Origin of the sequence: Devosia sp. FJ2-5-3 (genome assembly GCF_029201545.1) — a bacterium.
Taxonomy (GTDB): domain Bacteria; phylum Pseudomonadota; class Alphaproteobacteria; order Rhizobiales; family Devosiaceae; genus Devosia.
In genome coordinates this window covers 1,260,872-1,286,280 of record NZ_CP104007.1, presented here as the reverse complement: position 1 = coordinate 1,286,280, position 25,409 = coordinate 1,260,872, and the positions used below count along the sequence as shown (strand labels likewise).

Here is a 25,409-nt window from a genome sequence, read left to right as displayed (position 1 = left end):
GTCCAACCCTGGTCACCGCCCTGACTTGTCTCGAACGTCTCGACCGAACCAAGAAGCAGCCCAACTCACTCGCTGCATCGCCGGTTTTGATGTATCTCTCAAACGGCGGTTTTCGACCCCATCTCGGCCGTTCAAGTTTGCGATCAGCAATCCCGAAAGCTGCCTCACCCTGGCGGGCAATGTTCACTATGGAAGCTGATCTTCGATGGCAGTTTTATCGACACCGACCACGCTGTTTTGATTTTGTCGCCGTCAAACTCGTAGAAAATGTTTTCAGCGAACGACACGGTCCTGCCGTTAAGTGCGAGCCCGAGGAAATTACCCTTTGGCGAGCAATTGAACCAAAGGCGAGCTGCGACGAAGGGCGGCTCACAGACTAGCAGTTCAGCCCTAAATTGGAGATCGGGTATTTGCTGAAAATCGTTTTCCAGCATCACACGGTAGCCTGCTAGTCCAAACAGTCGCCCATTATGGCTTACCTCGTCATGCACGAAATCGCCAAGACGAGACCAATCCTGTGCGTTGAGACAATCGAGATAAGACTGATATGTCGAGAGCAGCTCCTGCATTCTCCTAGCGTAGTTCAAAATCAGGATTTCTGCACCACTTTCCCTATCCGGCAATCGCAATAGCCTCGATGGTGAACAACTCCGGTGCAAATCCAACTCAATACGAAATTTGGGTAGTGTCCGGTTTACCCCGCCACATACCAGAAGTAGACGATCCGCATTTCACCCCATTTGTGAAGGTTAGTGCTGCTGCAAGTTCTGCCAATAAGACTGTTCCATGCTATGCAAGAATGGAGGCTTCGTAAGCCGACTGCATCTTTGCCAGAGCGGAGCATTGCGGCGCTGGCGAACCCAAATGAATGTGCCGCAGCTCATCCATGAACTCTGCCCAGAGTTGAGGGCCGCCATCTTCAAGGACCTGTGCACGCGTTGATAGCTCGATGGACGGTAAGGCATGGCGAATGCCCCAGGTTCCCATAAAGGCCATGAGCGGAACCAGCTCTATGGCGCTTTCTGTCAAGCTATAAACAACCCGTTGCTTGTGACCAGGGTCAGCGGCACGTGTGAGAAGTCCGCTTGCGGTTAACCGCTGCAGGCGATCTGAAAGGATGTTGGAAGCGATGCCTTCCATACTTTCGGTCAGAAACGATCGGAAGCTTCGACGACGACCACCGAACATGGTGTCACGCAGAATGATCAGGCTCCATCGATCGCCAAAGGTTTCCAAAGTCAGATTGATCGGGCATCCCGAGCGCTTCAATCTCATTGGGCTCTCCAAACTGGTTGCAAAAAAGAGGTGGTTTTTGCATCGCGTCGACTGCTACCATAGTCCTTGGAAGAACTGAACTCAGTGTCACGGAAATTGTGTCGCTAACGGATGGTAGGGAATGGCCAAGCTTTTCTTCGGAATGAACCAGTCGCTAGATGGCTATGTCGACCACACAAGGGTAGGATCACCCAGTCCCAAGCTGTTCCGTCATTTCGTCGAGCAAACAGATGCTCTTGCCGGTAGCCTCTATGGCCGAACTCTTTATGGGCTGATGACCTATTGGGATGAAGACCAGCAAGGCTGGGACGCGGATCACCGCGCATTTGCAGCGGCGTGGCGCAAGTCGCCAAAATGGATTGTGTCGAGCACACTGCAGGCGGTCGGACCCAATGCAACACTGTTGCGCGGCGACCTCGAAACAGAAGTACGCCGGCTAAAGACCGAGATCGAAGGTGAGATCGAAATTGGTGGTCCCAAGTTGGCGCGTACCCTGACCCAACTTGGCCTTATCGACGAATACCGCATCTATCTGCATCCGGAGGTTCTCGGCCACGGCACCCCCTTCTTCGCAGAAGCGCGCCCGCCATTGCGTTTAGCCAGCTATGAGCAAATCGACGACAATGTATTGAGGCTCAGTTACACCCCAGTCTGAGTGCGGGACCACCCAGCGGATTCTCGCCGGGCAACTTTGACTGCCGAAGAGTGCGAGCATGCACCAGTGCAAGAATTGTCGTGCCTGATGTTGCCTCAATCGGCGAGCTTGGGCGGCCGACCAATACAATAATCAATGAACTTCCATGCAGGCGGTCGTGCACCTGCACACATACCCACGCGCCGATAAAGGCAAATGACAGGGGAACTTGACGCCATGAACAAAAGCAAAGTTGCGTACTGGATCAGCACCGTTTTGCTGTGCATGATCTATGGATCGGGTGCGATCATGTACATTCTGCAGCGGCCGCTAGTTGAAGAGGGGTTTGGGTATTTCGGTTATCCGGCCTATTTGGTCAGTGTGTTGATCGTAGCCAAGATTGCCGCGCCCCTAACGATCCTGACACGCTTTTCAGTGCAGCTCAGCGATCTGGCTTACGCTGGTATGCTCTTTCACCTCCTTCTGGCTATTTCGGCCCATTTGAGCGTTGTCGACATGGGGTTCGTTCCAGCGCTTCTTGCCCTAGCCCTGCTGGCGGTTTCTTTCCTGACCCAGAACGCGGGGCGCAAGGTTGCGTCTCCAAATGTCCCTCTATTTGCTTTCGGCAAGTCACCTAAAATTTTGAAGCAGGTGCAGGGATGAAGTCCGGCTTCTCTGTACCCATCAAGCGCTACACAGTCGCTGATCTGCTCGTCGACGGTCATCGCATCCCTGTAAATGTGCATGTTATCGCGCATCCGGACGCAAATATCCTTGTCGATACGGGCATTCGAGAACTGCATCCGGCCGCAGCAGATATGGAGCCTCGTCTCTACCCGTTGAGTGAACTGAACTTTGACTTCGCCGGCATCGACATAGTCGTCAACACGCACCTGCACTTCGATCACTGTGGCAACAATCATCGCTTCGCCGGCAGGCCGATATATGTGCAGCAGCGCGAACTGGACGACGCACTCAACACGGACGACTACACCATTCGTGAGTGGGTCGATTCACCAGGCGTCAAGTATGTGCCCGTCAACGGCGAGCATCTACTTCTGCCTGGCATTCGCCTGGTTCCTGCTCCAGGGCATTCGGACGGCATGCAGGTCGTTGTCATCGAAACAGGTGGACGACCGATCGTGATCGGCGGCGACGTTGCGGTTTGGTTTGGTGAGTTGGATGAGCCGACTTCCGAAGGTCAATTCCGCGTGCTGTCCTTAAATCCCGAAGCGGTTTGGCTTACGCACGTCGATGAGCCCTGGCGACCTGGCAACCTGACGAAATCACCCTCGTCGAGTATGTGAAGCAAACCTCACCGAAGGCAGGGTTCACGTCTGCTTCTTAAACCGTTTTCCCGAAAGCGGACCGACGGGTAACCACCCCAACTCCGTCGGGGGGACGAATGCTTTCCCGCCATGCCGGTTTCGGAGGTTTTCCAGAAGGCGCGTCTGGAATACGGAGCTTCTCAGGCTTTAAGGCTCGTCCCTATGGGCTCGAGGTGGCGGTTTCTGGAAAGAGCTGCCGCTCCGGCAGAAATGGGTGGATCGCAAGGGCTTCCCGCATGGCGGCCAATGCCTCTGCCCCCTTGCCCTGCGCCTGAAGAATTACTGCCCTGCCGGCCAAGGCGCCAAAATGTCTGGGTTCGCGTTTGAGGACTTCCTCGATATCCGATAGAGCTCCCGCATTATCGCCGCCGAAAAACCTGGCTGTGGCTCGCAAGTTCCAGCCTTCGGGGTAGTCCGGATAGTCCATGATCAAGCTTTCGATGACTGGCATCCGGGAGAATGGGCCAGCCAGACCGGAATTCTGGATGATCTCCGACATACGCTCAGCGATGGCCTCATTCGGCGGCTGCGTCCACATAGTCCAAATTTCGTTGGCCAGTTCTCGTGCACTTGCCTCATCCTCGGCGATGGCGAGCTGGTCGAAGAGACCGTCGAGCTGTTCAGTTTGACCCAGCGTCCAGATGGAGTGTTCTGCCAGTCGGGGAGATGTCACTGCCAGCAACAGAACGAGAGTTGTGATCATGGGTCTGAGAATGCGCATGTGTTGAGCATACGGCTCCAGGGAAGGAGGGCAAGGCCTGGATAGCGGAGCCTTTCCAAGACGAGATGGTGATGACGAGGAAGGTCGACGAACGGCCCGAGGCCGGCAATCGTCTGACGTGTGCATATCTCGGCCACTCCCTAAGAACCGACCGACCCCTTTCCCCGCCGCGCGCAAAAATGCTACAAACCGTGAACCACTACCCTGCTGACATAGCGTGACAGAGCACCCATCTATGGGTTCCACTGTCCCCCTTCTGCTGATCGCGAGCGCGCCATGGCCCCCAAATCGACCCGCCCCGGCAAGGCCGAGTTTTCCATCGACGAGTTCTTCGCCGAGATCGAGAAGGCCGAGGACATCGCTGCATCCAAGCCGCTTTATGCCGAGCGCATGAAGAACAAGCGCGCCCTCGATCGCGCCGATCAGGCCGCCGCGGCTGCTGCCGCTGAGCCCCAGCCCGTCCGGCGCGAGGACACAAAAAAGACCCCGCTCGAAAAGCGCCGCACCACCAAGTCCAACAACGACACCGCCACCGGCATGTCGAAAAAGACGTCGAAGACCAAGATCAACTCCGTCGACCGCGTCGATTTCGATGGCATGGGCGAGGCCCCGCAGGCCGGGTTCAACCACGTCCCCTCCGCAAAAGTCACCGCCCGCGACATTTCCCGCGTCGCCGCCACCGATCCCGAAGCCATGTCCAAGGTGCGCGAAGCCCTCGACGCCTCGGTGAAAAAGAACAAGGCCCGCAACAACGAGGACGTTTCGGGCGCCACCACGGTCGGCGTCACCGCCACGGTGAAAGCCCTCGAGCAGATCATTCTGCACGGCCGCAAGGAAGTGGAAGGCTCCGCCCCCTGGGCGCCGCATCGCCCCGAGCGCCCGGCCAAGCGCGGCGCCTCAAAACCTTTCCGCCTCGACACCACCTATACCCCCGCCGGCGACCAGCCGACGGCGATTGCCGAGCTCGTGGAAGGCATCAACAATGGCGAGACCGACCAGGTCCTGCTCGGCGTCACCGGCTCCGGCAAAACCTTCACCGCTGCCCAGGTCATCGCCCAGACCCAGCGCCCTGCCCTGATCCTCGCGCCCAACAAGACCCTCGCCGCCCAGCTCTATTCCGAGTTCAAGGGCTTCTTCCCGGACAATGCGGTCGAGTATTTCGTCTCCTACTACGACTATTACCAGCCGGAAGCCTACGTCCCGCGCACCGACACCTACATCGAAAAAGAATCCACCATCAACGAGCAGATCGACCGCATGCGCCACTCGGCGACCCGCGCGATCCTCGAACGCGACGACGTCATCATCGTCGCCTCGGTCTCCTGCATCTACGGTATCGGCTCAGTGGAAGACTACACCGCCATGACCATCGATGTGCAGAAGGGCGAAAAGATCGATCAGCGCCAGCTGCTCGCAAAGCTCGTCGCGCTGCAATACAAACGCGGCGACACCGGCTTCGTCCGCGGCACATTTCGCGTGCGCGGCGATACCGTGGAAATCTTCCCCGCCCACTATGAAGCCGCCGCCTGGCGCGTCACCCTCTTCGGCAACGAGGTCGAGGCGATCACCGAATTCGATCCCCTCACCGGCAAGAAATCCGCCGATCTCACCTTTATCCGCGTCTACGCGAACAGCCACCACGTGACGCCGCGCACCACGATGAACCAGGCGATCAAGCAGATCCGCGCCGATCTCGCCGCGCGCCTCCAGGAACTGACCGGCGCCGGCCGCTTCCTCGAGGCCCAGCGCCTCGAGCAGCGCAGCCTCTTCGATCTCGAAATGATGGAAGCCACCGGCTCCTGCGCCGGCATCGAGAATTATTCGCGCTACTTCTCCGGCCGCCGCCCCGGCGAGCCGCCGCCGACCCTGTTCGAATATCTCCCCGACAATGCGCTGGTTTTCGTCGACGAAAGCCACGTCACCATCGGCCAGCTCGGCGCCATGTATCGCGGCGACCTCCGCCGCAAGGCGACCCTTGCCGAATACGGCTTCCGCCTGCCCTCCTGCATGGACAATCGCCCGCTCCGCTTCGAGGAGTGGAACGCCATGCGCCCGCAATCGGTCTATGTCTCGGCCACCCCCGGCTCCTGGGAAATGGACCAGACCGGCGGCGTTTTCGCCGAACAGGTCATCCGCCCCACCGGCCTCATCGATCCTCCGGTCGAGATCCGCCCGGCCACCCATCAGGTCGACGACGTCATCGACGCCATCCGCACCACGGTCAAGGCCGGCTACCGCACGCTCGTCACCGTCCTCACCAAGAAAATGGCCGAGGATCTCACCGAATATATGCACGAACAGGGCATTCGCGTGCGCTACATGCACTCGGACGTCGACACCATCGAACGCATCGAGATCATTCGCGATCTCCGCCTCGGTGCCTTCGACGTTCTGGTGGGCATCAACCTCCTCCGCGAAGGCCTCGACATCCCCGAATGCGGCCTCGTCGCCATTCTCGACGCCGACAAGGAAGGTTTCCTGCGCTCGGAAACCTCCCTCATCCAGACCATCGGCCGCGCCGCGCGTAACGTCGACGGCAAGGTCATCCTCTATGCCGACAAGACCACCGGCTCAATGGAACGCGCCCTGGCGGAAACCAACCGCCGCCGCGAAAAGCAGATCGCCTATAACGAAGCCAACGGCATCACCCCCCAATCGGTGAAAGCCCGCATCAACGACATCATCGACAGCACCGCCGAGCGCGACCACGTCACGATTTCCATCGGCAAGGGCAAGGACGGCAAGGAAAAGGTGGTCACCGGCGACAATCTCGCCACAGTCATCAAAGACCTCGAACGCGAAATGCGCGAAGCCGCGACGAATTTGGAATTCGAGAAGGCTGCAAGGCTGCGCGACGAGGTCAGACGCTTGCGCGAGATGGAACTGGATACGCTGGAGGGCGAGGTGTCTTAGTCACCTCTCCCCGCCGGGGAGAGGTCTGCGCGCAGCGCCGGGTGGGAGTCCCTCACCCGACCAAAAAATCTGCCATGAGTGCCGAAACGCTCTAATTAAGCATTTCAGGTGAAAGAGCTCATAGTTACGTACAAGCGGTCCAACTTATCTCGACGACAGCGACTGCCGATATGCCGATCCTGTCGCAACCTAATTCAGCGTAGAGTTTTGGCTTTTACTGTCTTCGACAGGCAAAGCCACCTCACCAATCCCTAACTGCGCGCGTTCTTCGTCTTCATGCACCAGACTCATAAGTTGCATAAAGCTGTGACGGTCCTCCGCTGCAGGACTGAATGGACGGCCAAATACCTCCTCGAAAGATTTCGCGAAGCGCTCATCTTCTCGTACCCTGTAAAACGCCGGCCAACTTTCGTAGTTGTGCGCGCTTATAGTATCTTCTGATATTCGAGGCATAAGGCTTGTCACATGAAGCACATCCCCCTTGATCGCACTCACACAAATCTGAAATTCATCTCGGGCCGCGCTCCAATCAACCGAGTCTAGAACCTCTTTAGACTTTTTTTCGTCTCCCTGAAGTCGGTAGCAGTTTCCAAGATTGACCACATTCATCATCTGCCGATCCATCTTAATCGGCTTCGCCTCCATCATGGAGAATAGGAGCAATTGCTCTGCTAGCTCATACTGTCGAGCTTCAACCAAATCATAGCAAAACTCGCCAAGAATTTGGTCTATTTGCTCCAGGTCATCTGGGCACTGCCGCCTCCAAGCTACAAAAACAAGCTTTGCACCAAAATCATACATATTTATTATAGATCGAGAGAAGTACTTAGAACCAACAGACAACCTGTCTCCGATATTTTTATCCGAATTCTCTACATTGTTCAAATATATCCCATTAACTACACCGTCAGCGTGCGCAAATAAATTCCGGCGCTCAAATACCTCAACCAAGTCATCCCACTTCTTATACTGACCGCTTATGCCCTTTTTTATTCCCAGATAACCTTCAAAAACTGAGACTTGTTTAGAAAAACTGTCCCGCATAACCCCTTCCACCTACTGAGAGATGTAATATGACTTTATCGATTCAATATCGCCAAACGAGGATATCCCTTCCAAGGTCAACTCAATAGCCTTGGAGTTCAATATTTCTGGCCTATTACTCAGGATACATTTCAATAACGTTGAAAAATGGTATTCGAAGCTACTAACAACGCCAAGCAAAAGCATTGGAGGGACTTTCTTACCCAGACGAACAGCGTTACCTCTTTTGCTATTTATATTGCTATACGTTGGAAAGTGACCAGAATGGATCCTGTAAACCTCCTTATATTCGTTATTTTCGTGCAGATCTCCATGTCGAGAAACGAACGACTTAACAGCTCCATTTGAAACAGAGTTCGAGATGGAGTTCCCGATTGCGGCAACCAATGGAAGCATTTCCAGATATCCCATCATCGAGCTAGAAAAATCACTGAACACCTCCCGAAAACTAGAGAACTCAGAAGAAACCTTTTTTTCCGAAGCCTCTTTTATTTGTTCCGTTTTTTCTCTTTGCTCATCCACGCTATCCATAAATTCGCCATCACTAGAAATGGCATGAGCCGAGTATTTTCCCGGATTCGACGCGTTTTTATACATGCAAACGTAGAAATATTTAGCCACAGTCAACCCCAGTAGTTCGCACACCGATTTTCGATCTATTCTCACAATATAATATATTTAAGATGTATTCTTGAGTCTATTTTAATTGCACCTTATGGCCCTTCAGAGTGCCAGCTTCTTTGTTAGAGAATGATAGAAAATCTTCCGCAGCTAAAGCAATAACCTCGTCGCGGTCATATAGATTCTTATCGAGTTACTGCCAGCCGAGGTCTGCCGCCAGCAGGCCTCCCCCTGTAGGAGCGGGAGGAGAAGATCGGGGCTCCCGCAGATCGCGACACAAACGCGATGCGTCCCTCCCCCTGGCAAGGGGGAGGTTAGGTGGGGGTCGACTGACGAAGATCGAGAGAAGCAAAACACCCCCACCCGGCCTCCCCCTGAAGAAGGGGGAGGGGAAGATTGCGGCTCTCGGGCTTAGGCGTCGGGCTCGCCGAGCACGCCACGCAAAATCTCAAAAACACCCTCGTCGCTTTCCAGCACATCGACATTGGTGAAGCGCAGCACCGTAAAACCGCGCTGGCGCAGAAAATCCGTGCGAACCGCGTCACGTGAAATCCCCGCGTCGGGAAAATGGCTGTCGCCATCTATCTCGACGACGAGTTTCCGGCTCTTGCAGCAAAAATCCACGACATAGGGACCGATCGGCGCCTGCCGCCGCCAGTGCATGCCGCGCTCGCGCCAGGGATGGAGCAGCGCCCAGAAGGCGCGCTCGGCGGGCGTCTGCTCCCGGCGCAGGGCGCGGGCAAAGGCGGTCCGGTCTTTCATGGTGTTCCCTCAAAGGGGAGAGTAGCAGGTGTGGGGATGGTGAGAAGACCCCCACCCGGCCTCCCCCTGAGGGAGGGGGAGGAGAAGAAAGGGGCTCTCCCAGATCGCGCCACAAACCCGATCCGTCCCTCCCCCTGGCAAGGGGGAGGTTAGGTGGGGGGCGACTGACGCAAGCCAGACAAACATAACACCCCCACCCGGCCTCCCCCTGGACGAGGGGGAGGGGAAGAAGGGGCCCCACAGATCGCGCCACAAACCCGATCGGTCCCTCCCCCTGGCAAGGGGGAGGCTAGGTGGGGGTCGGCCCCAACACCCAAAACCAAAACTAATCCCCGCCCCTCTGCCCTGCCCCACACTGGCTGCACGAAAAATCATCAGCCAGGGACCACCCACTAAATGCGACCACCCGATCCGCCGAAACTCAGCCCGATCGCTCTCCGTCAGGTCATCGTGTGGCAACGCCTTCAAACCGAGCTGGAGGAATTTGTCTTCGAGCTCGATGAATTGCCGCGGCAGACGCCGCCGTCCGGCCTGCTGGTCGAGCTGGTGCGCCAGCACCGGACAAAGCTCTACCGCTTCCTGTCGCGCGAAAACTTTGGGCGGGCGCTCGAAAAATTCCCCGCGCCGCCGCTCGATCGCGCCTGTCTGATCGCCCTCCTGCACGAATCCAGGCTGGCGCTCGGCCAGTTCCGAAAACTCCATTCCTCCGAATTTTCCGAGCGCGAGGATGGGTTCGTGATCGAGGAGGATTTTTAGCCCCTTCTTGCTCGCCCCCTCACCCTGTCATCCCCGCGAAAGCGGGGACCCCAGTTTCCTTGGGGCGACCCAACAGGGGTTCCCGCTTTCGCGGGAATGACACCGCGGGGGTTAACAGCTCCTCCCCAAGCCCCTCCGCTCCTGCGCCCCCTCGCCCCTCCGGGGAGAGGGTTGGGGTGAGGGGCCTTTCCCACCCCACCATTCGTCATCGCCGCCCGCCCCAACCACTATGTCATCCCCGCGCACGCGGGGACCTCCGTTTCCCCTTCCTCCACAGTACAACAGAGGTTCCCGCTTCCGCGGGAATGACATCGAGGGTGCAAAAGAATCCCACTTATCCCCGTCCTCAATGTTCCATGCCATCATCCGCCCGTTCCCGCCGACAACACGCGGCGCCGACGAAGCGTCGGGCGGGGAGACGGGCCGCACGGGGTCGCCTGGGCGGGGGCGTGGATGTCGACCACCGGCCGGCGCCGGTTCTGCCTTTCGGGGTCATGCCTCGACGCAGTTCCCAGCACCACCCGCAAGGGGGCCGCTCAAGACATGCGCCCAAAAAACCGGTCGTGGAAAGCGGCTTTCGCCTCTTTCACTCTTTTTCAATTCGGGGCGAAAGCCGCTTTTCACCGCGTGCCCTAGGGCATCGCGACCCTGCACCCGCGACGCTCCCTCCGAGCCGGGCGGCGCTTTGGCACGCCTGCCCCAAGCTTGCAACGCTGCCGGCTTTGGCGCATTGACTCCCGAAGCCCCCTGAGGAGCCGAACAAAATGCGCGCCCCTGCGAAAAAAACCGGACTTGCCCTCGTGACAAGCCTTGTCGCGAGCCTCGCCCTCGCCCTGCCCACCCAGGCGCTGACAGTGACGGCCCGGGTATCCGGCGGCAATATCGCCATTCATTCCGGCCCCGGCGATGGCTACGCCATTATCGGCCGCGTCGCCGATGGCATGGAAATCCCCATCGACCGCTGCACGCAGAACGACAGCGATTCCCGTTTTGGCAGCTTTTTCGGCGATGCCGGCCACGCCCTCCGCGGCCGCAACGCCACCCAGTGGTGCCATATTCCGGACACTGGCTGGGTACTGCGCAGCTACATCGTCGGCCGCGGCCTCGTCAACGTCACCCCGCCCGACTTCAACGGGCCGGGGTGGTAAGGGCAGATAATCCTAGGCTATCACCCCACCCTCATTCCCTCCCCATCGAGGGGAGGGAGGCGCTAGCACAACCGTCTCGGCTCCGTCGTCTCCGTCCCCCTTGTGGGGAGGGATCAAGGGTGGGGGTGTCACGTCGCGCTTGCGGTAACTTCTAGGCCCTAGAGCCAGCCGGACAGTTCCCGGCGCACCATGGACTCGATCATGTCCATGCCTTCGACGCTGTCGTTGAGGCAGGGAATATAGGCATAGTTCTCGCCGCCGGCCTCAAGGAAGGTCTCCTTGCCGCCAATGGCGATTTCTTCCAGCGTCTCGATACAGTCGGCCGAGAACGCCGGAGCCAGGATCGCCACCTTCTTGATGCCCTTCTTGGGCAGCTCGCCCAGGGTCACATCGGTATAGGGCTGCAGCCATTCCGTCGGCCCGAACCGGCTCTGGAAGGTCACCATCAGCTTTTCCTTCGGCCAGCCGAGATATTCCCGCACCAGCCGCGTGGTCTTGAAACACTGGCAGTGGTACGGGTCGCCCTTCTGCAGATACTCCACCGGCATGCCGTGGAACGAGGTGATCACCACATCCGGCTCGAAGTCGAGCTTGGCGACACCGTCGCGGATCGAATTGCCGAGGGTCTCGATATATTTCGGGTCCTCGAAATAGGCCGGCGCGGTGCGCACGGCCGGCTGCCAGCGCATGGTTTTCAGCGCATCGAACGCCTTGTCATTGGCCGTCGCCGTGGTGGTCGCCGAATATTGCGGATAGAGCGGCACGAGCAGGATCTTCTGGCATCCGGCGGCCTGCATCTTCTCCAGCACCGACTGGGTCGAGGGATTGCCATAGCGCATGGCGTATTCGACCATGACGCCGTCGCCGGACATGCGCTCGGCCAGCGCCTCGGACTGCGCGCGGGTGATCACGCGCAGCGGGCTCTCGTTCTTTTCCTTGTCCCAGATCATCGCATAGGCATGCCCCGCCTTTTGCGGGCGGAAGCTGAGGATGATGAGGTTGAGGACCGGCCACCACTTCCATTTCGGCGTCTCGATGACGCGCGGATCGGAGAGGAATTCCTTGAGATAGCGGCGCACGCTCCAATAATCGGTCGCGTCCGGCGTACCCAGATTGAGCAGCAGAACCCCGATTTTTTGCTGCGGAACGGGGGGATGATCTTTCGGCAGGTTGTGCGTCATTGTCCGCCAGTTTGGAGTTGTTCTATTTTGGGCGCACCATACCCGCTTCCCGCCTCTTCGCAAGGCGGCGTTGGGTCGCGCCGGCCGGGAAATTCTAGAGACTGGCCACCAGAAGCAAGACGCCGAAGCCGAGAACCATCACAGCGCCGGCCAGTTCCGCCCACCACACCAGCCCCTGTGCCAGGGCGCTGTCTGCGCCGCCAATCCGGCTCGCCAATCCCTTGGCGCCGACGGCAATGCTTGCCAACGCCGCCACGGTTATGGCGGTGCCAAGGCCCATCAGCAGCACCGAGGCAATGCCGGCCGCCAGCAATCCCTGTGACAAGGCAAACACCAGAACCACCAGGGCACCCGAACAGGGCCGCAGGCCGACCGCCAGCACCACGCCCAATTGTTCGCGCCAACTGCCCTTGAGGTCGGCCGGCGCAACCGCGTGGTGAAGATGCCCGGCGTGATCGTGAAGATGTTCGTGAACATGTTCATGATCGTGATCGTGATCATGATCGTGGACATCCGAATGGGCATGGCCATGGCTATGCCCCCAGCCAAACAGCTTTCGCGCCACAAGCCAAACTCCGAGCAGCGCTACAAGACCGTAGGAAATGATGCCCACCCAATAGGCGGCATCGCCGAGCGCCGTGCTGGTCAGGCGTAGGACCCCGGCCAACACCAGCACAAAGCCGATGGCAACGAGAGACTGCATGAGTGCCGAAAGCGCGCTGAGCACGATGCCCTGCCGCAATTGGCGCTCATTGGCGAGGAGATAGGAAGAGATAACCACCTTGCCATGCCCCGGCCCGGCGGCATGAAACACTCCGTATAGAAAACTCAGCCCGCCCAGCACCCAGAACGCGGTCCAGTCGGTGCGCATGGAGTCGAGCGCCCCCGTCATTGCGGCGTAGAAATCGCGCTGCTGATCCTGCAGCCAGCCGAAAAATCCGGTCCGCGGCAGATTGAGCCCCACTTCGGCGGGCGGTCCGCCGAACGGCGTTGCGGGCCGGGTTTCCGCCACCTGCGTGGCAGCCTCCAGCGCCGTCGCCGGCGCGGGCATCTCTCCGCAGGAGAGCACGATCATCCCTTGCGTACCCCGCATCGCGGCGGCAAGGTCCGGCGGCAGCACCGGCACGTCCGGCCCAAGGGCGTAGAGCCGGGCTTCCACCGCGGGGTCGATCGGCTGTGGCGGAATGAGCGCGACCGCGCAACTGTCCGGGGCATTCACCAGCGTCACATCGGAGACTGCTCCGAAGCCGATGGCCACGTAATATTCCGCGTCATAGACGCCCAGTTCAAACCTTGGCCCGGGCGGCGTAGGGCTAACTGCGTTGATGGAAAAATCCAGCGTAACCCGATTGTCCTGGTAGTTCATGCGCTGGTCGCCGGCCGCGACGAAGTCCACGCCGTCGCCGGCCACGGTGTAAAATCCGTATTCGCTCAGCCCGCCGACATTCTCGTCGGCCAGCTCCTGCATTTCCTCGGGGCTGACGCTGCCGTCGCCGTTGGTATCGAGCCCCTGAACCATCCATACCGAAAACGCGGCGTCGAATGTCCAGCTGTGCTGGAGCGCGGTTATGGCACCAGCGTCGTCAAAGACAACGCCCACCTTGGCGTCGATGAAAATATGAGGATGCGCCAGTGCCGGCTGTGCGAAAAAAAGGCCTGCCAGCGCAGCGACAGCCAGCCGTGCGAGCCCCGGAAACTTAATCAAATTCATGCGCCCCTAACTGATCGGATGGACGGAGAACCAATCCACCAGATGGTCGATCAGCGCCCTGACCTTCCCAGCCAGATGCCGCCGATGCGGGTAGACCGCCTGCAGTGTCTGCCCCGTCGGCAAGAAATCGACGAGGACCGGCACCAGTTCGCCACTCGCAACCTTCGGTTCGGCGAGGTAGGAGGGCAATACGACAAAACCGAGGCCCATCACTGCCGCAGTCCGGGCAGCGAGGGGTGAATTGACCCGAACCGGCCCGTTCACCGGTACAGAAATCGTCTTGCCGTTCTCGGTAAAACGCCAGTTCGACTGCCCCTGCAGATTGACGTCGACGATGCACGGAAGATGGCGCAAATCCTCGGGATGCGTCGGGATCTCGATGGATTTAAGCAGATCGGGCGATGCGCTCACCACCACATGCATGTCGGCGATCTTGCGGGCGATCAGCGAGGAATCGGCGAGTGTCGAGATACGCAGCGCCACGTCAACGCCCTCATCGACAAGATCGACATAGCGGTCCTCGAGCCGCAGATCGAGCGACACCTTGGGGTATTTCTTGAGGAACTCGAATATCGCCGGGGCGAGCGTCGATTCCCCGAAATTGCGGGGCGCCGACACCCGCACGATGCCGCGCGGCTCCGATGTCTGGTCAGTGATGGTCGCGTCGAGATCATCCAATTGCTGCAGAAGGCTCGAGGCTTCGCGGTAATAGGCCTCGCCTGCCTCAGTGAGGCTGAGCTTTCGCGTGGTCCGGTTCATCAGCCGGACGCCCAGATAGTCCTCTAGGTCGGTGACATATTTGCTGAGCAGGGCCTTGGAGCGTCCGAATTGCCGCGCCGCCGAAGAAAACCCGCCTGCATCAAAGACCTGCACAAAGGCGCGTATGCGAGCCAGATCTTGCGTCATGACCATCCGTTCACCCAAACCAGCGTAATCAAGCCATAACTCATCCGTGTTTGGTGAACAATAACGGCTTGGCGCGTTCCTGATTAACGATAGGATACGAGCCTCATCGACGCAGCCAAGGAGATCGGACTATTTTCCCGCCTATGTCCAAACCAACCTCCCGTTCGGCGCTCTATCGGCTTATCCAGGCCGGGCAATTGGCCCACCAGGCCGTCCTCGTGCCTCTGGTCGAAAAAGGCCTGGAGCCGGGAGACGATGCCATCCTCTTCGTCCTGGGTCGCGCCGGCACCACTGAGGACGATCTCTCGCGCGAATTGGGACTGCCGCCAGAGGCGCTGCAGAGTCGCTTGTCGCGTCTTGCCGAGCGCAATCTGGTCACCCGGCAGGCCGTAGGTCCGGAACTGCTCCCCGGCTTTGCCCTCACCGAACGCGGCGCTCGCATCCGGGCCGGATTGATCGAGCATTGGGCGCAATTGGAAGAGGCGCTCCTTGGCGAACTCAAGCCCAAGCAGCGCAAGAAGCTAAGCGCCGCCCTCAAGCGGTTCACAGAGCTACTGAGCTTCTGAAAGGAACGTCGGCTTCGGGGCCAAGAAGCCAGGCCAGTTTGCTGTAAGGCCCGTTCAGTCTGGGTTCATCCGCATTGGTGTCTTCTGTGTTCAGGCAAATACAAGCCACTAAACAGGGAAAGGACACTTCTATGGCACTCACTCGGAAGCTCTTCGCATCCGGCCTGGCCACCCTGGCCGTGCTGGCGACCACCGCAGCGGCATCTGCTGCTCCCGCTTTCGCCACCAGCAATGTCAACGTGCGCTCCGGCCCGGGCACGGGCTACGCAATTGTCGATGCCCTGCGTCGCGGCGAGCGCGTCGATGTTCAACAGTGCCGCGGCAGCTGGTGCTATGTCGAACGTCGCGGCGCCGATGGCTGGGTCTCAGCAAGCTATCTCGATAGTGGCCGCTGGGATGATGGCTGGAACGACGGCTGGGACCGCCCGCCTCCGCCGCCTCCGGCCTGGGGCAATCCGCGCCCGCCGCACTGGAACAATCGTCCCCGTCCGCCGGTCGTCTATCCGCCCTATCCGAGCCGTCCGGGCGCCAGCTTCTGCTTCAATGGCCCAAATGGCTATTTCTGCATGAACAATTGAGCATTGAGCGCCGCCTTCCGGGCGGCGCTTTTCATTCCACCCGCAGTCTCTCGACATCGACACCGTGCCGTTCGAGGGGTGCCCGGGCCTTTCGCGCCAGATATTCGCTGGCACCATAACCGACTGCCACCCCGATGGCAGCAGTGGCGGCAAAGCCCCGCCAGCCATCCTGGCTCCCCATCAGGATCGCGCCGAACAGCGTCGCCGCGCCCACTCCCAATAGAATCCACATGCGCTTCTGCGTGGCGGCGCGCAGATTGTGGGCACCTGCATAGAGCAGGTCGCGCAATTCGCTGTCGCTCATAGCGGCCAGGATGGGGCTTCCACGCTCCCGCCGGATGGTTTCGATATAGGCGTCCACCCTGCGCAGGATCAGGGCCTCGCGCCTTTTGGTGGCCTTGCCCTGCGTCAGAAGCGTCAGTCCACCGCCGACCAGCAGCAGCACCAGGGCAATCTGAATCAGGAACATCTTTCCCCTCCACGATTGTGCCCTTCACATGCCCATCAAAGGGCTGCGCTTCAAGCGGCAAATATGGGGCGCCGTGCTATTCGCGGCCCGTGACCGCCGCTGCCTTGGTGAGGATGCTGGCGTTCTTCGCCCGCTCCCGAGCCATCACCACCAGACCTGCGGCGGCAATCACCGTCGCGCCGAGCAACGAAACCGGATCGATCCAGTGTCCGAAAATCACCGCACTGAGAAAGATCGCCCAGGGCAGCGAGAAATAGTTGAACGGCTGCAGGGTGCTGGCCGGGGCCATGGACAGCGCGAAGACCATCAGCCCGTGTCCCGCACACGTCGTGACCATGGTCAGCGCGACGAGGGCGAAATCGCCCCATCCCATGGGCTGCCAGAAGAACACGCCCACGGCACCGGATAGCACGAGGCCCACCAGCGCCGAATAGGCGAGGCTGGTTGCCGCGCTGTCGACCGTGCTGACCTGGCGGGTGACCACGATATAGAGCGCATAGGTCGCCGCCGAGATCAGCGCAAAGCCGACGCCCCAATCGAGTGGCACGCCGCCCGGGCGGATGATCACCAGCGCGCCCAGGAAGCCGACGCTCACGGCGGCAAATCGAAAAATGCCGACCTTCTCCCCGAGGATCGGAATGGCAAAGATCGTCACCAGCAGCGGATAAACGATGACGATCGCCTGCAACTCTCCGAGCGGTACCGTGCGCAGCGCCATGCCGAACGTCCAGATGTCGACCATCAGCAGCAGGCCGCGCAACACCTGCCGCCGCGGCATGCGCGATCGCAGCGCCTGGCGCAGCGGCGCTTGTCGCGCCACCAGGATCAGGGCAAAGACGGCAAAGCCCCAATAGCGCATCATCGTAATTTGGAAAGGCGAATAGTCCTGCACCAGCAGCTTCGATATCGCGTCCTGAATGCCAAAGGCGCCGATCGTGACGAGCGTCAAAATGATGGCACGCCCCACAGCATCCTGCTGGGGCTCGGTAACGATGGCTGACATGGAGACGCGCGCTCTTGAAGACCTGATGCGCCCCGCAAGCAAGTTCTCGCGAGGCACGGCATTGGTAGCTGCTGGTTCAGCCTTTGGCCATCGCCGACTTGATGGCGCCCACTATTGCGGTCAGCAGTCCGCCACCGATAAGGCCGGTGGCCCCTTGCCCGGCCAGCGCACCAAGATCGAGCCCGCTCGCGACCCCATCCGCGGCGCCCGCCCTCACCAGGCCATCCAGTCCGGGAATGATGCCGGCGAGCCAGGTCCCGGCCAGGCCCCCAATAATCCCGACGATCGTATTGCCGGCCGTGCCCAGTTGAATGGACTTGGCCAATTGCCCGATGACATTGCCGCCTGCGGCGCCAGCGATCAGCTGCACCAAAATGGGTACGATAACGTCCATTATGTCCCCCTCCTCCCAAAAAGGGCGCAACCCCTCGTTGAGCCCTTTGGGAAGGCTACTCCCCTTCCTGGACGGGCAAAAGCCCCCACCTGCTGCCGCTCCCTGTCAGCAGCCTCTCGCCTTTACTGCACGCCCCGATTGAAGAAACCGACCGAACCGTCTTATGGTCCGCGCGATGTCACATCCGAACCCAGCTTCGATTCACGCCCCAGTCGCGCTTGTCACAGGCGCCAGCGACCGCATTGGCGCCGCCATTGCCCGAGCCCTTGCCGGCTCCGGCCATGCGGTCGTCATCCATTATCGCTCGGGCACCGACGGGGCCTGCCAGTTGAAAGACGAGATTTGCGCTGCGGGCGGCAGGGCCGAGATTCTCAAGGCCGATCTCGGCAATCGCGGCGATCGCGCTACGGTCATCCCCAGGGCACTCGATCTCTTCGGGCCCCTCACCACCCTCGTCAACAACGCGTCCATCTTCGATCCGGACTCTGCCCGCGATATCAACGAAGAATTGTGGGACCAGCATTTTGCGATCCATGCCGAAGCCCCCATATTTCTGGCACGTGATTTTGCCAACCAGCTGCCGCAGGGCGCCGAGGGAAATATCGTCAACATGATCGACGAGCGGGTGCTTCATCTCAGCCCGGCCTATTTCAGCTATACCCTGTCCAAATCGGTGCTTTGGACGGCAACGCAGACGCTTGCCCAGTCCCTGGCCCCCGCTATTCGCGTCAACGCCATCGGCCCCGGCCCGGTCCTGCCCCATTCGCGCCAGACCCAGTCAGAGTTCGAACAGGGCGTGAAGGCCCTGCCCCTGCAGCGTCACGCCGATCCCGAAGCCATCGCCCAGGGCGTGCTGGCCATCCTCTCCATGCCGGCCTTCACCGGCCAGATGCTCGCCCTCGATGGCGGCAAGCATCTCGAATTTCCCGCCAGGCGCGGGCCCACTCCGCGACAATGACCGAAAAACCGACCCCGACCCGTTCCGGCCCGGAAATCATCCGGGCTTTTGTCCGTACCCTGCCGGCGGCCCCCGGCGTCTACCGCATGCTCGATGCGGAGGGCGAGGTCATGTATGTGGGCAAGGCCCGCAACCTTAAGGCCCGCGTCACCAATTACACGCGCCCTGAAGGCCTGCCCGTGCGCATCCAGCGCATGATAGCGGCCACGGTCGGCATGGAGTTCGTGCGCACCGAAACCGAGTCCGAAGCGCTGCTGCTCGAGGCCAATCTGGTCAAGCGGCTGAAGCCGCGCTTCAACGTGCTGCTGCGCGACGACAAGAGCTTCCCCTATATCCTCATCGCCACCGACCATGAGGCGCCTGAGCTCACCAAGCATCGCGGCTCCCGCCGGCGGCCCGGCCATTATTTCGGCCCCTTCGCCTCGGCCACCGCCGTCGGCCGTACCATTGCGAGCCTCCAAAAGGCCTTCCTCCTCCGCAATTGCTCGGACAGTTTTTACGCCGGCCGCACCCGTCCGTGCCTCCAATACCAGATCAAGCGCTGCGCCGGCCCCTGCACCCGCGAGATCAGCCTCGAAGCCTATGGCGAACTCGTCGAGGACGCCCGGCAATTCCTCTCCGGCAAGTCGCGCAGCGTCCAGGATCACCTCCAGGCGGACATGAACAAGGCCGCCGAGGACCTCGATTTCGAACGCGCCGCCCTCATTCGTGACCGCCTTTCCGCCCTTGCCCTCATCCAGAGCCAGGGCGACGCCACCGCCAAGACGGTCGAGGAAGCCGACGTTTTCGCCATCCACCACGAGGGCGGCCAGTTCTGCGTGCAGGTCTTCTTCTTCCGTGCCTTCCAGAACTGGGGCAATTACCCCTACCGCCCCCGCGCCGATGCCAGCCTTACCGACGCCGAAGTGCTCGAAGCCTTCATCGCCCAATTCTATGAAGACCGCACGCCGGCCAGGCTGGTTCTCATCAGCCACGAGCTGTCCGAGCCGGCCCTCATGGAAGAGGCCCTCTCCTCCCGCGCCGGGCGCCGGGTCTATATCGAGCAGCCGAAGCGCGGCGAGAAGCGCGATCTCGTCAATCACGCCCTCAACAATGCCCGCGAAGCCCTTGGCCGCCAGCTGGCCGAAGGCGCCTCACACCGCGCCCTGCTCGAGGGCGTCGCCGAGACATTCGCGCTGGAAAACGTGCCGCGCCGCATCGAGATCTACGACAACTCCCACATTTCCGGCACCAACATGGTCGGCGCCATGGTGGTGGCGGGCGAAGAGGGCTTTTCCAAAAAGCACTACCGCACCTTCAACATCAAATCCGACATCTCCGCCGGCGACGATTTTGGCATGATGCGCGAAGTGCTGACCCGCCGCTTTGCCCGCCTCGCCGCCGAAAGCGAAACCGACGCCGAGGATGAAAACACCGGCATGCCCGACTGGCCCGACCTCGTCTTCATCGACGGCGGCGCCGGTCAGATGAGCGCCGTGCGCGAGGTCATCGCCACCCTCAACCTGCCCAAGGAAGTGATTTTCATCGGCATCGCCAAGGGCGAGGACCGCGATGCCGGTCGCGAAAAATTCTTCATGGAGGGTCGCGACGCCTTCATGCTGCCCCACCGCGATCCGGTGCTCTACTACGTCCAGCGCCTGCGCGACGAGGCCCACCGCTTCGCCATCGGCACGCACCGCGCCAAGCGCAAGAAGGACGCCATCAAGAACCCGCTCGACGAGATCGAAGGTATCGGCCCGACGCGAAAGCGCGCCCTCCTCAACCATTTTGGCTCCGCCAAGGCGGTATCCCGCGCCTCCCTCCTCGATCTCCAGGCCGTGCCGTCCATCTCCGGCGCCATGGCGCAGCTCATTTACGATCACTTCAATCGCACCTAGCGCGGGTGCGATCGTACTCCATGATGTGATCGATCCGCCGCCGCGCTTCCGCAACCAGTCTGGCCGTCATCCGTTCGAACCTGACCAAGCCAGGAGCTGACCCCATGACCCAAGAAAACAACAACATTCTTCCCCCCGACGAAGCTGCCGACCGTGTTTGGGAGCTGGCTGAAAAGATCGACATCTGCATGTTCACCACCTGGGATGGCGAACAGCAGCGCAGCCGCCCCATGTCGGCGCGCGTCCGCCGCGAAGAGAATGCCATCTATTTTCTCACCGACCTCGAGGGCCACAAGCTCCAGGAAATCGAGCGCTACCCTCATGTCTCGCTGGCCTGGGCCGATAATGGCGCACATCGCTATGCCGTTATTGCCGGCGATGCCATCGTTTCCAATGACCGCGCAAAGATCGAGCAATTGTGGAGCGCCTTCGACAAGGCCTGGTGGGACGATGCCAATGATCCCCAGATCCGCCTTCTCAAGGTCACCCCGGAAGATGGCGAAGTCTGGGATAGCCCCAACAAGCTGATCGCAGGGGCAAAGATGCTGTTTGCGGCCGCCACCGGCGCCAAGCCCGAAATGGGCGACACGGCCAAGGTCGACCTCTAGGACCAATTTCGGGCCGTCCTTCGCTGGACGGCTCGACGCCCCCTACGAAAGTCGGGACTCGACAAGCCGGAGACTCGGCGCTAGCTTCCCTGCCATGATCAACGCAGCCACCTTTTATTGGTACTTTAGCTATCCGCTCCCGGCGGAGGCTAATGCGCGCGCGTCCTGATCCCGACAAAGATTAGACCCAAATCGCAAGCCAGCCGCCCGACTTTCGAGGCGGCTTTTTTCTTGGCCGCCTCCTGAATAACCCAGGAAGCCAACGAAAATGCTCAAATCCACCGACGATCTCCGCATCACCGAAATCAAGACCCTGACCACGCCGATCGAGGTCATGCGCCAGCATCCGCGCACCGATGCGGCGACCCGCACGGTGCTCGCCGCGCGCCATGATTTCCATAATATCTTGACCGGCCAGGATGATCGCCTGGCCGTTATTGTTGGTCCCTGCTCCATCCACGATCCCGCCGCCGCCATGGACTACGCGCGCCGCCTCGCCCCGTTGCGCGAACGCCTGGGCGACCGGCTTGAGATCATCATGCGCGTCTACTTCGAAAAGCCGCGGACCACGGTCGGCTGGAAGGGTCTCATCAACGACCCCGATCTCAATGGCAGCTTCAATATCGACCAGGGCCTGCACACCGCGCGCGCGCTCCTGCTCGACATCGCCAATCTCGGCCTGCCGGCCGCCTGCGAATTCCTCGACATGACGACGCCGCAATACATTGCCGATCTCGTCTCCTGGGCTGCCATCGGCGCGCGCACCACGGAAAGCCAGATCCACCGCGAGCTGTCCTCCGGCCTTTCCTGCCCGGTCGGCTTCAAGAACGGCACCGACGGCAACGTCAAGATCGCGCTCGACGCCGTGCTCTCCGCCTCCCAGCCGCATCATTTCCTCGCCGTCACCAAGGACGGTCGCTCGGCCATCGCCTCGACCACCGGCAATGAGGACTGCCACATCATCCTGCGCGGCGGAAAGACCACCAATTACGATGCCCAGAGCGTCGAGGACACGGCCAATGCCGCCCTCAAGGCGGGCCTGACCCCTGCGATCATGATCGACGCCAGCCACGCCAACTCCTCCAAGAAGCCTGAAAACCAGCCCCAGGTTCTCGCCGAGATCGGCAACCAGCTCGCCGCCGGCGACAAGCGCATCATCGGCGTGATGGTCGAATCCAATATCGTCGCCGGTCGCCAGGACCTTATCCCCGGCCAGGAGCTGGTCTACGGCCAGTCGATCACCGACGGCTGTATCGATTGGGACACCACCGTCACCGCTCTCGAGGCTCTTGCCGATTCCGTCTCCAAGCGCCGCGCCGCCACCACCCAGGCCGTCGCATAACTTCCCTTCCTTCCTCCCCGGGGAGGGTAGCAGAGCTAGGCCGTCAGGCCGTAGTGGCGCTGGGGTGGGGGCGAATCTGCCCCAACTCCCTTACCCCTCGACTCCGTCCCACCTCCCCCTCCGAAGGGGGAGGTAGCGTCGCTCGGCCCAAAGGGCCGTAGCAAAGCTGGGAGGGGGTGATCCTACCCATCCCCTCCAATCTACCTTGACCCCTCGCCGCCATTCCTGTTCTCTCCGGCCATGGCCAGAAACCCGCTTACGCTCGTCCCGAACATCATCACCATCGCTCGCATCCTTGCGATCATCCCCATCACCTGGCTGGTGATGAATGGCGACATCACCCTGCGCATCGTCGCGCTGGCGCTCTATGTGCTCGCCGCCGCCAGCGACTGGCTGGACGGCTATCTCGCGCGCGCCTGGAACCAGTATTCCGATCTCGGGCGCATGCTCGACCCCATTGCCGACAAGCTGCTCGTCGGCATTCTCATCGCCGCCTTGGCGTGGGACGGCAGCTTTTCGGGTTGGGACATGATCCCCGTCGTCGCCATCCTGTTCCGTGAACTCTTCATTCCCGGCCTGCGCGAATTTCTCGGCAACAAGACCGTGGTCCTGCCCGTCAGCAAGCTGGCTAAATGGAAGACCACCATCCAGCTCGTCGCTCTCGCCTTCGTCCTCGCCGAGCGCATAATCCCCGGCCTGGGCCTTGCCTCCGATATTCTCCTCTGGCTTGCCGGCATCCTCACGCTCTGGACCGGCTGGCAATATCTTCGCGCCAGCTGGCCGCACCTTTCCGGCGTCGGCAAATGAAAATCCTCTATTTCGCCTGGCTGCGCGAACGCCTCAACCGCGCCGGCGACGAGGTCAACCCGCCCGCCGATGTCGAAACCCTCGCCGATCTCGTCACCTGGCTGTGCGCCAATGACGAAGCGCTCGACCTCGCCATGGCCAATCCGGCCCAGTTCAAGCTCTCGAAAAACGCCCGCATCGTCCCCTGGGACACGCCCATCGAGGGTGCCGACACCATCGCCATCCTGCCGCCCATGACCGGTGGCTGAAATGATCCGCGTCACCAGCGCCCCCTTTGATCCCGGCGCCGAGCTCACCGCCTTCCAGGCCAACCACCCCGACGCCGGCGCTGCTGTCACCTTCACCGGCCTCGTCCGGTCCCTCCCCGAGCGCCCGATCACCGCGCTCATCCTCGAATGCTATCCCGAACTGGCCGTGAACGAGATATCAGCCATCCGCGACGCCGCCATCGCCCGCTTCGCGCTCACCGACGCTGCGATCATCCATCGCCACGGGCGCCTGGTGCCCGGCGAGCCGATCATGCAGGTCATGGCCCTTGCCCCCCATCGGCAAGCCGCCTTCGACGGTGCTCAGTTCCTGATGGACTACCTCAAGACCGACGCGCCCTTCTGGAAACAGGAAGAAACCGCGACCGGCACAAACTGGGTCGAAGCCAAGCCCGCCGACGACGCCGCCCGCGAACGCTGGGGCTGACACCCCCACCCAACCGCCCCTGGTCAGGGGGAGGGGCACGGCGGTTCTTGCCTCAATATCTGCGCGCCACCGGCCGATCCCTCCCCCTGGCCAGGGGAAGGCTCGGCGGGGGTGCTACTCGCTAAAAACAATAAAAGCCGGACATCACTGCCCGGCCTTCTCAAATTCTATCAGCGGAAAAGACTTATTCTGCCGCTGCCTGCTTGGGCTGAACCGCTGCGGAATAAGCGTCGATCAGCGTGCGGCAACCTTCACCGGGGGTGAAGCTGTATTCGCCGATCAGCGAAACCGGCGTCACTTCGGCGGCCGTACCGGTCAGGAAGCACTCGTCAAAACTGCTGAGTTCTTCCGGCATGATATGCCGCTCGGTGACCGTAAAGCCGTTTTCCTTGGCCAGCTGGATAAGCGTCTGGCGGGTAATACCATTGAGGAAGCAATCCGGCGTCGGCGTGGTGATTTCCTTGCCCTTGATGAAGAACACATTCGCGCCGGTGGCCTCAGCCACATAGCCGCGATAGTCCAGCATCAGCGCGTCGGCATAGCCATTGGCCATGGCCGCGTCCTTGGAGAGCGTGCAGATCATGTAAAGACCGGCAGCCTTGGCCGAAGACGGAATGGTTTCCGGGCTCGGGCGCTTCCACTTGCTCCATTCGAGGCGAATGCCCTTGAGCTTCTCCTCGGTCGAGAAGTAGCTCGGCCAAACCCATGCGGCGATCGCCACATGCACCTTGTTGTTGCGCGCAGGAACCGACAGTTCCTCCGAACCGCGCCAGGCGACGGGACGAAGATAGGCGTCGACCAGGCCGTTCTTTTCGAGAACCAGGCGCTTTGCCGCTTCGATCTCTTCGACAGTGTAGGGGAAAGGCATGTCCAGCGTCGCCGCCGAGCGAATCAGACGCTCGGTGTGCTCGCGCGACTTGAAGATTTCGCCGCCATAGGCGCGTTCGCCTTCGAATACCGAGCTGGCGTAGTGAAGCCCGTGCGTCAGCACGTGAATCTTCGCGTCCTTCCACGGTTTGAGTTCGCCATCGAACCAGATCCAGCCATCACGCTGGTCCATGGGCAGGCCTGCCATAGTCCTCTCCAACATACTTAAATTGTGGTGCCGTCTTCG

General features: G+C 60.6%; 28 protein-coding genes. 15 read left to right on the top strand and 13 right to left on the bottom strand.

Annotation, left to right across the window (positions count from 1 at the left end; translation table 11 throughout):
* Positions 1-164: 164 nt before the first annotated feature.
* Both N0P34_RS06170 and N0P34_RS06165 read right to left on the bottom strand, forming a co-directional pair.
* Positions 165-569, bottom strand: a complete 405-nt coding sequence (locus tag N0P34_RS06170; protein WP_345774453.1) for an ester cyclase — start codon at positions 567-569, stop codon at positions 165-167.
* Between the two features lie 220 nt (positions 570-789).
* Positions 790-1,275, bottom strand: coding sequence for a helix-turn-helix domain-containing protein (locus tag N0P34_RS06165; RefSeq protein WP_275606138.1), 486 nt, complete (start codon positions 1,273-1,275; stop codon positions 790-792).
* A gap of 121 nt (positions 1,276-1,396) precedes the next feature.
* Here N0P34_RS06165 and N0P34_RS06160 point away from each other — a divergent pair, with 121 nt between their 5' ends.
* From N0P34_RS06160 to N0P34_RS06150, 3 genes are all read left to right on the top strand, one after another.
* Positions 1,397-1,930, top strand: coding sequence for a dihydrofolate reductase family protein (locus N0P34_RS06160; protein WP_275606137.1), 534 nt, complete (start codon positions 1,397-1,399; stop codon positions 1,928-1,930).
* Positions 1,931-2,146: 216 nt separating this feature from the next.
* Positions 2,147-2,572 (top strand): DoxX family protein, encoded by a 426-nt coding sequence (locus N0P34_RS06155; protein WP_275606136.1) that lies wholly within the window; start codon positions 2,147-2,149, stop codon positions 2,570-2,572.
* The gene (locus N0P34_RS06150; protein WP_275606135.1) at positions 2,569-3,216 is read left to right on the top strand and encodes an MBL fold metallo-hydrolase; all 648 of its coding nucleotides are present in this window, start codon (positions 2,569-2,571) and stop codon (positions 3,214-3,216) included. Before N0P34_RS06155 ends, N0P34_RS06150 begins: the two co-directional genes overlap by 4 nt.
* A gap of 181 nt (positions 3,217-3,397) precedes the next feature.
* On the opposite strand, the gene N0P34_RS06145 is transcribed toward N0P34_RS06150, so the two are convergent.
* Positions 3,398-3,958 (bottom strand): hypothetical protein, encoded by a 561-nt coding sequence (locus tag N0P34_RS06145; RefSeq protein ID WP_275606134.1) that lies wholly within the window; start codon positions 3,956-3,958, stop codon positions 3,398-3,400.
* Positions 3,959-4,234: 276 nt separating this feature from the next.
* Here N0P34_RS06145 and uvrB point away from each other — a divergent pair, with 276 nt between their 5' ends.
* A complete protein-coding gene (gene uvrB, locus N0P34_RS06140; protein ID WP_345774452.1) occupies positions 4,235-6,871 on the top strand; it encodes an excinuclease ABC subunit UvrB in 2,637 nt (878 codons plus the stop codon).
* Between the two features lie 189 nt (positions 6,872-7,060).
* Here uvrB and N0P34_RS06135 read toward each other — a convergent pair whose 3' ends face one another.
* From N0P34_RS06135 to N0P34_RS06125, 3 genes are all read right to left on the bottom strand, one after another.
* On the bottom strand, positions 7,061-7,915 hold the full coding sequence (locus N0P34_RS06135) for a hypothetical protein (RefSeq protein ID WP_275606133.1): 855 nt from the start codon (positions 7,913-7,915) through the stop codon (positions 7,061-7,063).
* Positions 7,916-7,927: 12 nt separating this feature from the next.
* A complete protein-coding gene (locus N0P34_RS06130; RefSeq protein ID WP_275606132.1) occupies positions 7,928-8,536 on the bottom strand; it encodes a hypothetical protein in 609 nt (202 codons plus the stop codon).
* Positions 8,537-8,947: 411 nt separating this feature from the next.
* Positions 8,948-9,298, bottom strand: a complete 351-nt coding sequence (locus tag N0P34_RS06125; RefSeq protein WP_275606131.1) for an endonuclease domain-containing protein — start codon at positions 9,296-9,298, stop codon at positions 8,948-8,950.
* A 396-nt stretch (positions 9,299-9,694) separates the two neighbouring features.
* Here N0P34_RS06125 and N0P34_RS06120 point away from each other — a divergent pair, with 396 nt between their 5' ends.
* Both N0P34_RS06120 and N0P34_RS06115 read left to right on the top strand, forming a co-directional pair.
* Positions 9,695-10,054, top strand: a complete 360-nt coding sequence (locus N0P34_RS06120; protein ID WP_275606130.1) for a hypothetical protein — start codon at positions 9,695-9,697, stop codon at positions 10,052-10,054.
* Between the two features lie 764 nt (positions 10,055-10,818).
* Positions 10,819-11,202, top strand: a complete 384-nt coding sequence (locus N0P34_RS06115; RefSeq protein ID WP_275606129.1) for a hypothetical protein — start codon at positions 10,819-10,821, stop codon at positions 11,200-11,202.
* 158 nt (positions 11,203-11,360) lie between these two features.
* On the opposite strand, the gene hemH is transcribed toward N0P34_RS06115, so the two are convergent.
* The 3 genes from hemH to N0P34_RS06100 form a co-directional block, all read right to left on the bottom strand.
* Positions 11,361-12,383 carry a ferrochelatase gene (gene hemH, locus N0P34_RS06110; protein WP_275606128.1) on the bottom strand — a complete coding sequence of 341 codons (1,023 nt, stop codon included), beginning with the start codon at positions 12,381-12,383 and terminating at the stop codon, positions 11,361-11,363.
* Positions 12,384-12,477: 94 nt separating this feature from the next.
* Positions 12,478-14,094 carry a DUF1007 family protein gene (locus N0P34_RS06105; RefSeq protein ID WP_275606127.1) on the bottom strand — a complete coding sequence of 539 codons (1,617 nt, stop codon included), beginning with the start codon at positions 14,092-14,094 and terminating at the stop codon, positions 12,478-12,480.
* A gap of 6 nt (positions 14,095-14,100) precedes the next feature.
* A complete protein-coding gene (locus N0P34_RS06100; protein ID WP_275606126.1) occupies positions 14,101-15,000 on the bottom strand; it encodes a LysR family transcriptional regulator in 900 nt (299 codons plus the stop codon).
* A 143-nt stretch (positions 15,001-15,143) separates the two neighbouring features.
* On the opposite strand from N0P34_RS06100, the gene N0P34_RS06095 reads away from it, so the two are divergent.
* Both N0P34_RS06095 and N0P34_RS06090 read left to right on the top strand, forming a co-directional pair.
* The gene (locus N0P34_RS06095; RefSeq protein ID WP_275606125.1) at positions 15,144-15,566 is read left to right on the top strand and encodes a helix-turn-helix domain-containing protein; all 423 of its coding nucleotides are present in this window, start codon (positions 15,144-15,146) and stop codon (positions 15,564-15,566) included.
* 131 nt (positions 15,567-15,697) lie between these two features.
* The gene (locus tag N0P34_RS06090; protein WP_275606124.1) at positions 15,698-16,144 is read left to right on the top strand and encodes an SH3 domain-containing protein; all 447 of its coding nucleotides are present in this window, start codon (positions 15,698-15,700) and stop codon (positions 16,142-16,144) included.
* A gap of 31 nt (positions 16,145-16,175) precedes the next feature.
* Here the strand turns inward: N0P34_RS06090 and N0P34_RS06085 are convergent, their stop codons facing one another.
* The 3 genes from N0P34_RS06085 to N0P34_RS06075 all read right to left on the bottom strand — a co-directional run bounded on the left by N0P34_RS06085 (position 16,176) and on the right by N0P34_RS06075 (position 18,010).
* Positions 16,176-16,613: a hypothetical protein gene (locus tag N0P34_RS06085; protein ID WP_275606123.1), complete on the bottom strand. Its 438-nt coding sequence runs from the start codon at positions 16,611-16,613 to the stop codon at positions 16,176-16,178.
* Between the two features lie 76 nt (positions 16,614-16,689).
* Positions 16,690-17,616 (bottom strand): DMT family transporter, encoded by a 927-nt coding sequence (locus tag N0P34_RS06080; RefSeq protein ID WP_275606122.1) that lies wholly within the window; start codon positions 17,614-17,616, stop codon positions 16,690-16,692.
* A 76-nt stretch (positions 17,617-17,692) separates the two neighbouring features.
* Positions 17,693-18,010, bottom strand: a complete 318-nt coding sequence (locus N0P34_RS06075) for a hypothetical protein (RefSeq protein ID WP_275606121.1) — start codon at positions 18,008-18,010, stop codon at positions 17,693-17,695.
* A 175-nt stretch (positions 18,011-18,185) separates the two neighbouring features.
* Here N0P34_RS06075 and N0P34_RS06070 point away from each other — a divergent pair, with 175 nt between their 5' ends.
* The 7 genes from N0P34_RS06070 (at position 18,186) to N0P34_RS06040 (ending at position 24,295) form a co-directional block, all read left to right on the top strand.
* Positions 18,186-18,968 carry an SDR family oxidoreductase gene (locus N0P34_RS06070; RefSeq protein ID WP_275606120.1) on the top strand — a complete coding sequence of 261 codons (783 nt, stop codon included), beginning with the start codon at positions 18,186-18,188 and terminating at the stop codon, positions 18,966-18,968.
* On the top strand, positions 18,965-20,845 hold the full coding sequence (uvrC, locus tag N0P34_RS06065) for an excinuclease ABC subunit UvrC (RefSeq protein ID WP_275606119.1): 1,881 nt from the start codon (positions 18,965-18,967) through the stop codon (positions 20,843-20,845). Before N0P34_RS06070 ends, uvrC begins: the two co-directional genes overlap by 4 nt.
* A gap of 104 nt (positions 20,846-20,949) precedes the next feature.
* Positions 20,950-21,453: a pyridoxamine 5'-phosphate oxidase family protein gene (locus tag N0P34_RS06060; protein WP_275606118.1), complete on the top strand. Its 504-nt coding sequence runs from the start codon at positions 20,950-20,952 to the stop codon at positions 21,451-21,453.
* 268 nt (positions 21,454-21,721) lie between these two features.
* The gene (locus N0P34_RS06055; RefSeq protein ID WP_275606117.1) at positions 21,722-22,795 is read left to right on the top strand and encodes a 3-deoxy-7-phosphoheptulonate synthase; all 1,074 of its coding nucleotides are present in this window, start codon (positions 21,722-21,724) and stop codon (positions 22,793-22,795) included.
* Between the two features lie 240 nt (positions 22,796-23,035).
* Positions 23,036-23,602 (top strand): CDP-diacylglycerol--glycerol-3-phosphate 3-phosphatidyltransferase, encoded by a 567-nt coding sequence (pgsA, locus tag N0P34_RS06050; RefSeq protein ID WP_275606116.1) that lies wholly within the window; start codon positions 23,036-23,038, stop codon positions 23,600-23,602.
* Complete coding sequence (locus N0P34_RS06045) at positions 23,599-23,850, top strand: MoaD/ThiS family protein (RefSeq protein ID WP_275606115.1); 252 nt, start codon at positions 23,599-23,601, stop codon at positions 23,848-23,850. The genes pgsA and N0P34_RS06045 overlap by 4 nt, the downstream gene beginning before the upstream one ends.
* 1 nt (position 23,851) lies before the next feature.
* On the top strand, positions 23,852-24,295 hold the full coding sequence (locus N0P34_RS06040; protein WP_275606114.1) for a molybdenum cofactor biosynthesis protein MoaE: 444 nt from the start codon (positions 23,852-23,854) through the stop codon (positions 24,293-24,295).
* Between the two features lie 184 nt (positions 24,296-24,479).
* On the opposite strand, the gene N0P34_RS06035 is transcribed toward N0P34_RS06040, so the two are convergent.
* Positions 24,480-25,370, bottom strand: a complete 891-nt coding sequence (locus N0P34_RS06035) for a branched-chain amino acid aminotransferase (RefSeq protein ID WP_275606113.1) — start codon at positions 25,368-25,370, stop codon at positions 24,480-24,482.
* Between the last annotated feature and the right edge of the window lie 39 nt (positions 25,371-25,409).

What these genes read in the sequence shown, in the direction of transcription:
- N0P34_RS06160 (WP_275606137.1), top strand. Translation starts at nt 1,397, where the DNA reads ATGGCCAAGCTTTTCTTCGGAATGAACCAGTCGCTAGATGGCTATGTC.
- N0P34_RS06135 (WP_275606133.1), bottom strand. Translation starts at nt 7,915, where the DNA reads ATGCGGGACAGTTTTTCTAAACAAGTCTCAGTTTTTGAAGGTTATCTG.
- N0P34_RS06055 (WP_275606117.1), top strand. Translation starts at nt 21,722, where the DNA reads ATGCTCAAATCCACCGACGATCTCCGCATCACCGAAATCAAGACCCTG.
- N0P34_RS06045 (WP_275606115.1), top strand. Translation starts at nt 23,599, where the DNA reads ATGAAAATCCTCTATTTCGCCTGGCTGCGCGAACGCCTCAACCGCGCC.
- N0P34_RS06095 (WP_275606125.1), top strand. Translation starts at nt 15,144, where the DNA reads ATGTCCAAACCAACCTCCCGTTCGGCGCTCTATCGGCTTATCCAGGCC.
- N0P34_RS06085 (WP_275606123.1), bottom strand. Translation starts at nt 16,613, where the DNA reads ATGTTCCTGATTCAGATTGCCCTGGTGCTGCTGCTGGTCGGCGGTGGA.
- hemH (WP_275606128.1), bottom strand. Translation starts at nt 12,383, where the DNA reads ATGACGCACAACCTGCCGAAAGATCATCCCCCCGTTCCGCAGCAAAAA.
- N0P34_RS06090 (WP_275606124.1), top strand. Translation starts at nt 15,698, where the DNA reads ATGGCACTCACTCGGAAGCTCTTCGCATCCGGCCTGGCCACCCTGGCC.
- N0P34_RS06115 (WP_275606129.1), top strand. Translation starts at nt 10,819, where the DNA reads ATGCGCGCCCCTGCGAAAAAAACCGGACTTGCCCTCGTGACAAGCCTT.
- N0P34_RS06125 (WP_275606131.1), bottom strand. Translation starts at nt 9,298, where the DNA reads ATGAAAGACCGGACCGCCTTTGCCCGCGCCCTGCGCCGGGAGCAGACG.
- N0P34_RS06060 (WP_275606118.1), top strand. Translation starts at nt 20,950, where the DNA reads ATGACCCAAGAAAACAACAACATTCTTCCCCCCGACGAAGCTGCCGAC.
- N0P34_RS06150 (WP_275606135.1), top strand. Translation starts at nt 2,569, where the DNA reads ATGAAGTCCGGCTTCTCTGTACCCATCAAGCGCTACACAGTCGCTGAT.
- uvrB (WP_345774452.1), top strand. Translation starts at nt 4,235, where the DNA reads ATGGCCCCCAAATCGACCCGCCCCGGCAAGGCCGAGTTTTCCATCGAC.
- N0P34_RS06170 (WP_345774453.1), bottom strand. Translation starts at nt 569, where the DNA reads ATGCAGGAGCTGCTCTCGACATATCAGTCTTATCTCGATTGTCTCAAC.
- N0P34_RS06120 (WP_275606130.1), top strand. Translation starts at nt 9,695, where the DNA reads ATGCGACCACCCGATCCGCCGAAACTCAGCCCGATCGCTCTCCGTCAG.
- N0P34_RS06035 (WP_275606113.1), bottom strand. Translation starts at nt 25,370, where the DNA reads ATGGCAGGCCTGCCCATGGACCAGCGTGATGGCTGGATCTGGTTCGAT.
- uvrC (WP_275606119.1), top strand. Translation starts at nt 18,965, where the DNA reads ATGACCGAAAAACCGACCCCGACCCGTTCCGGCCCGGAAATCATCCGG.
- N0P34_RS06075 (WP_275606121.1), bottom strand. Translation starts at nt 18,010, where the DNA reads ATGGACGTTATCGTACCCATTTTGGTGCAGCTGATCGCTGGCGCCGCA.
- N0P34_RS06070 (WP_275606120.1), top strand. Translation starts at nt 18,186, where the DNA reads ATGTCACATCCGAACCCAGCTTCGATTCACGCCCCAGTCGCGCTTGTC.
- N0P34_RS06040 (WP_275606114.1), top strand. Translation starts at nt 23,852, where the DNA reads ATGATCCGCGTCACCAGCGCCCCCTTTGATCCCGGCGCCGAGCTCACC.
- N0P34_RS06105 (WP_275606127.1), bottom strand. Translation starts at nt 14,094, where the DNA reads ATGAATTTGATTAAGTTTCCGGGGCTCGCACGGCTGGCTGTCGCTGCG.
- pgsA (WP_275606116.1), top strand. Translation starts at nt 23,036, where the DNA reads ATGGCCAGAAACCCGCTTACGCTCGTCCCGAACATCATCACCATCGCT.
- N0P34_RS06080 (WP_275606122.1), bottom strand. Translation starts at nt 17,616, where the DNA reads ATGTCAGCCATCGTTACCGAGCCCCAGCAGGATGCTGTGGGGCGTGCC.
- N0P34_RS06155 (WP_275606136.1), top strand. Translation starts at nt 2,147, where the DNA reads ATGAACAAAAGCAAAGTTGCGTACTGGATCAGCACCGTTTTGCTGTGC.
- N0P34_RS06145 (WP_275606134.1), bottom strand. Translation starts at nt 3,958, where the DNA reads ATGCGCATTCTCAGACCCATGATCACAACTCTCGTTCTGTTGCTGGCA.
- N0P34_RS06165 (WP_275606138.1), bottom strand. Translation starts at nt 1,275, where the DNA reads ATGAGATTGAAGCGCTCGGGATGCCCGATCAATCTGACTTTGGAAACC.
- N0P34_RS06100 (WP_275606126.1), bottom strand. Translation starts at nt 15,000, where the DNA reads ATGACGCAAGATCTGGCTCGCATACGCGCCTTTGTGCAGGTCTTTGAT.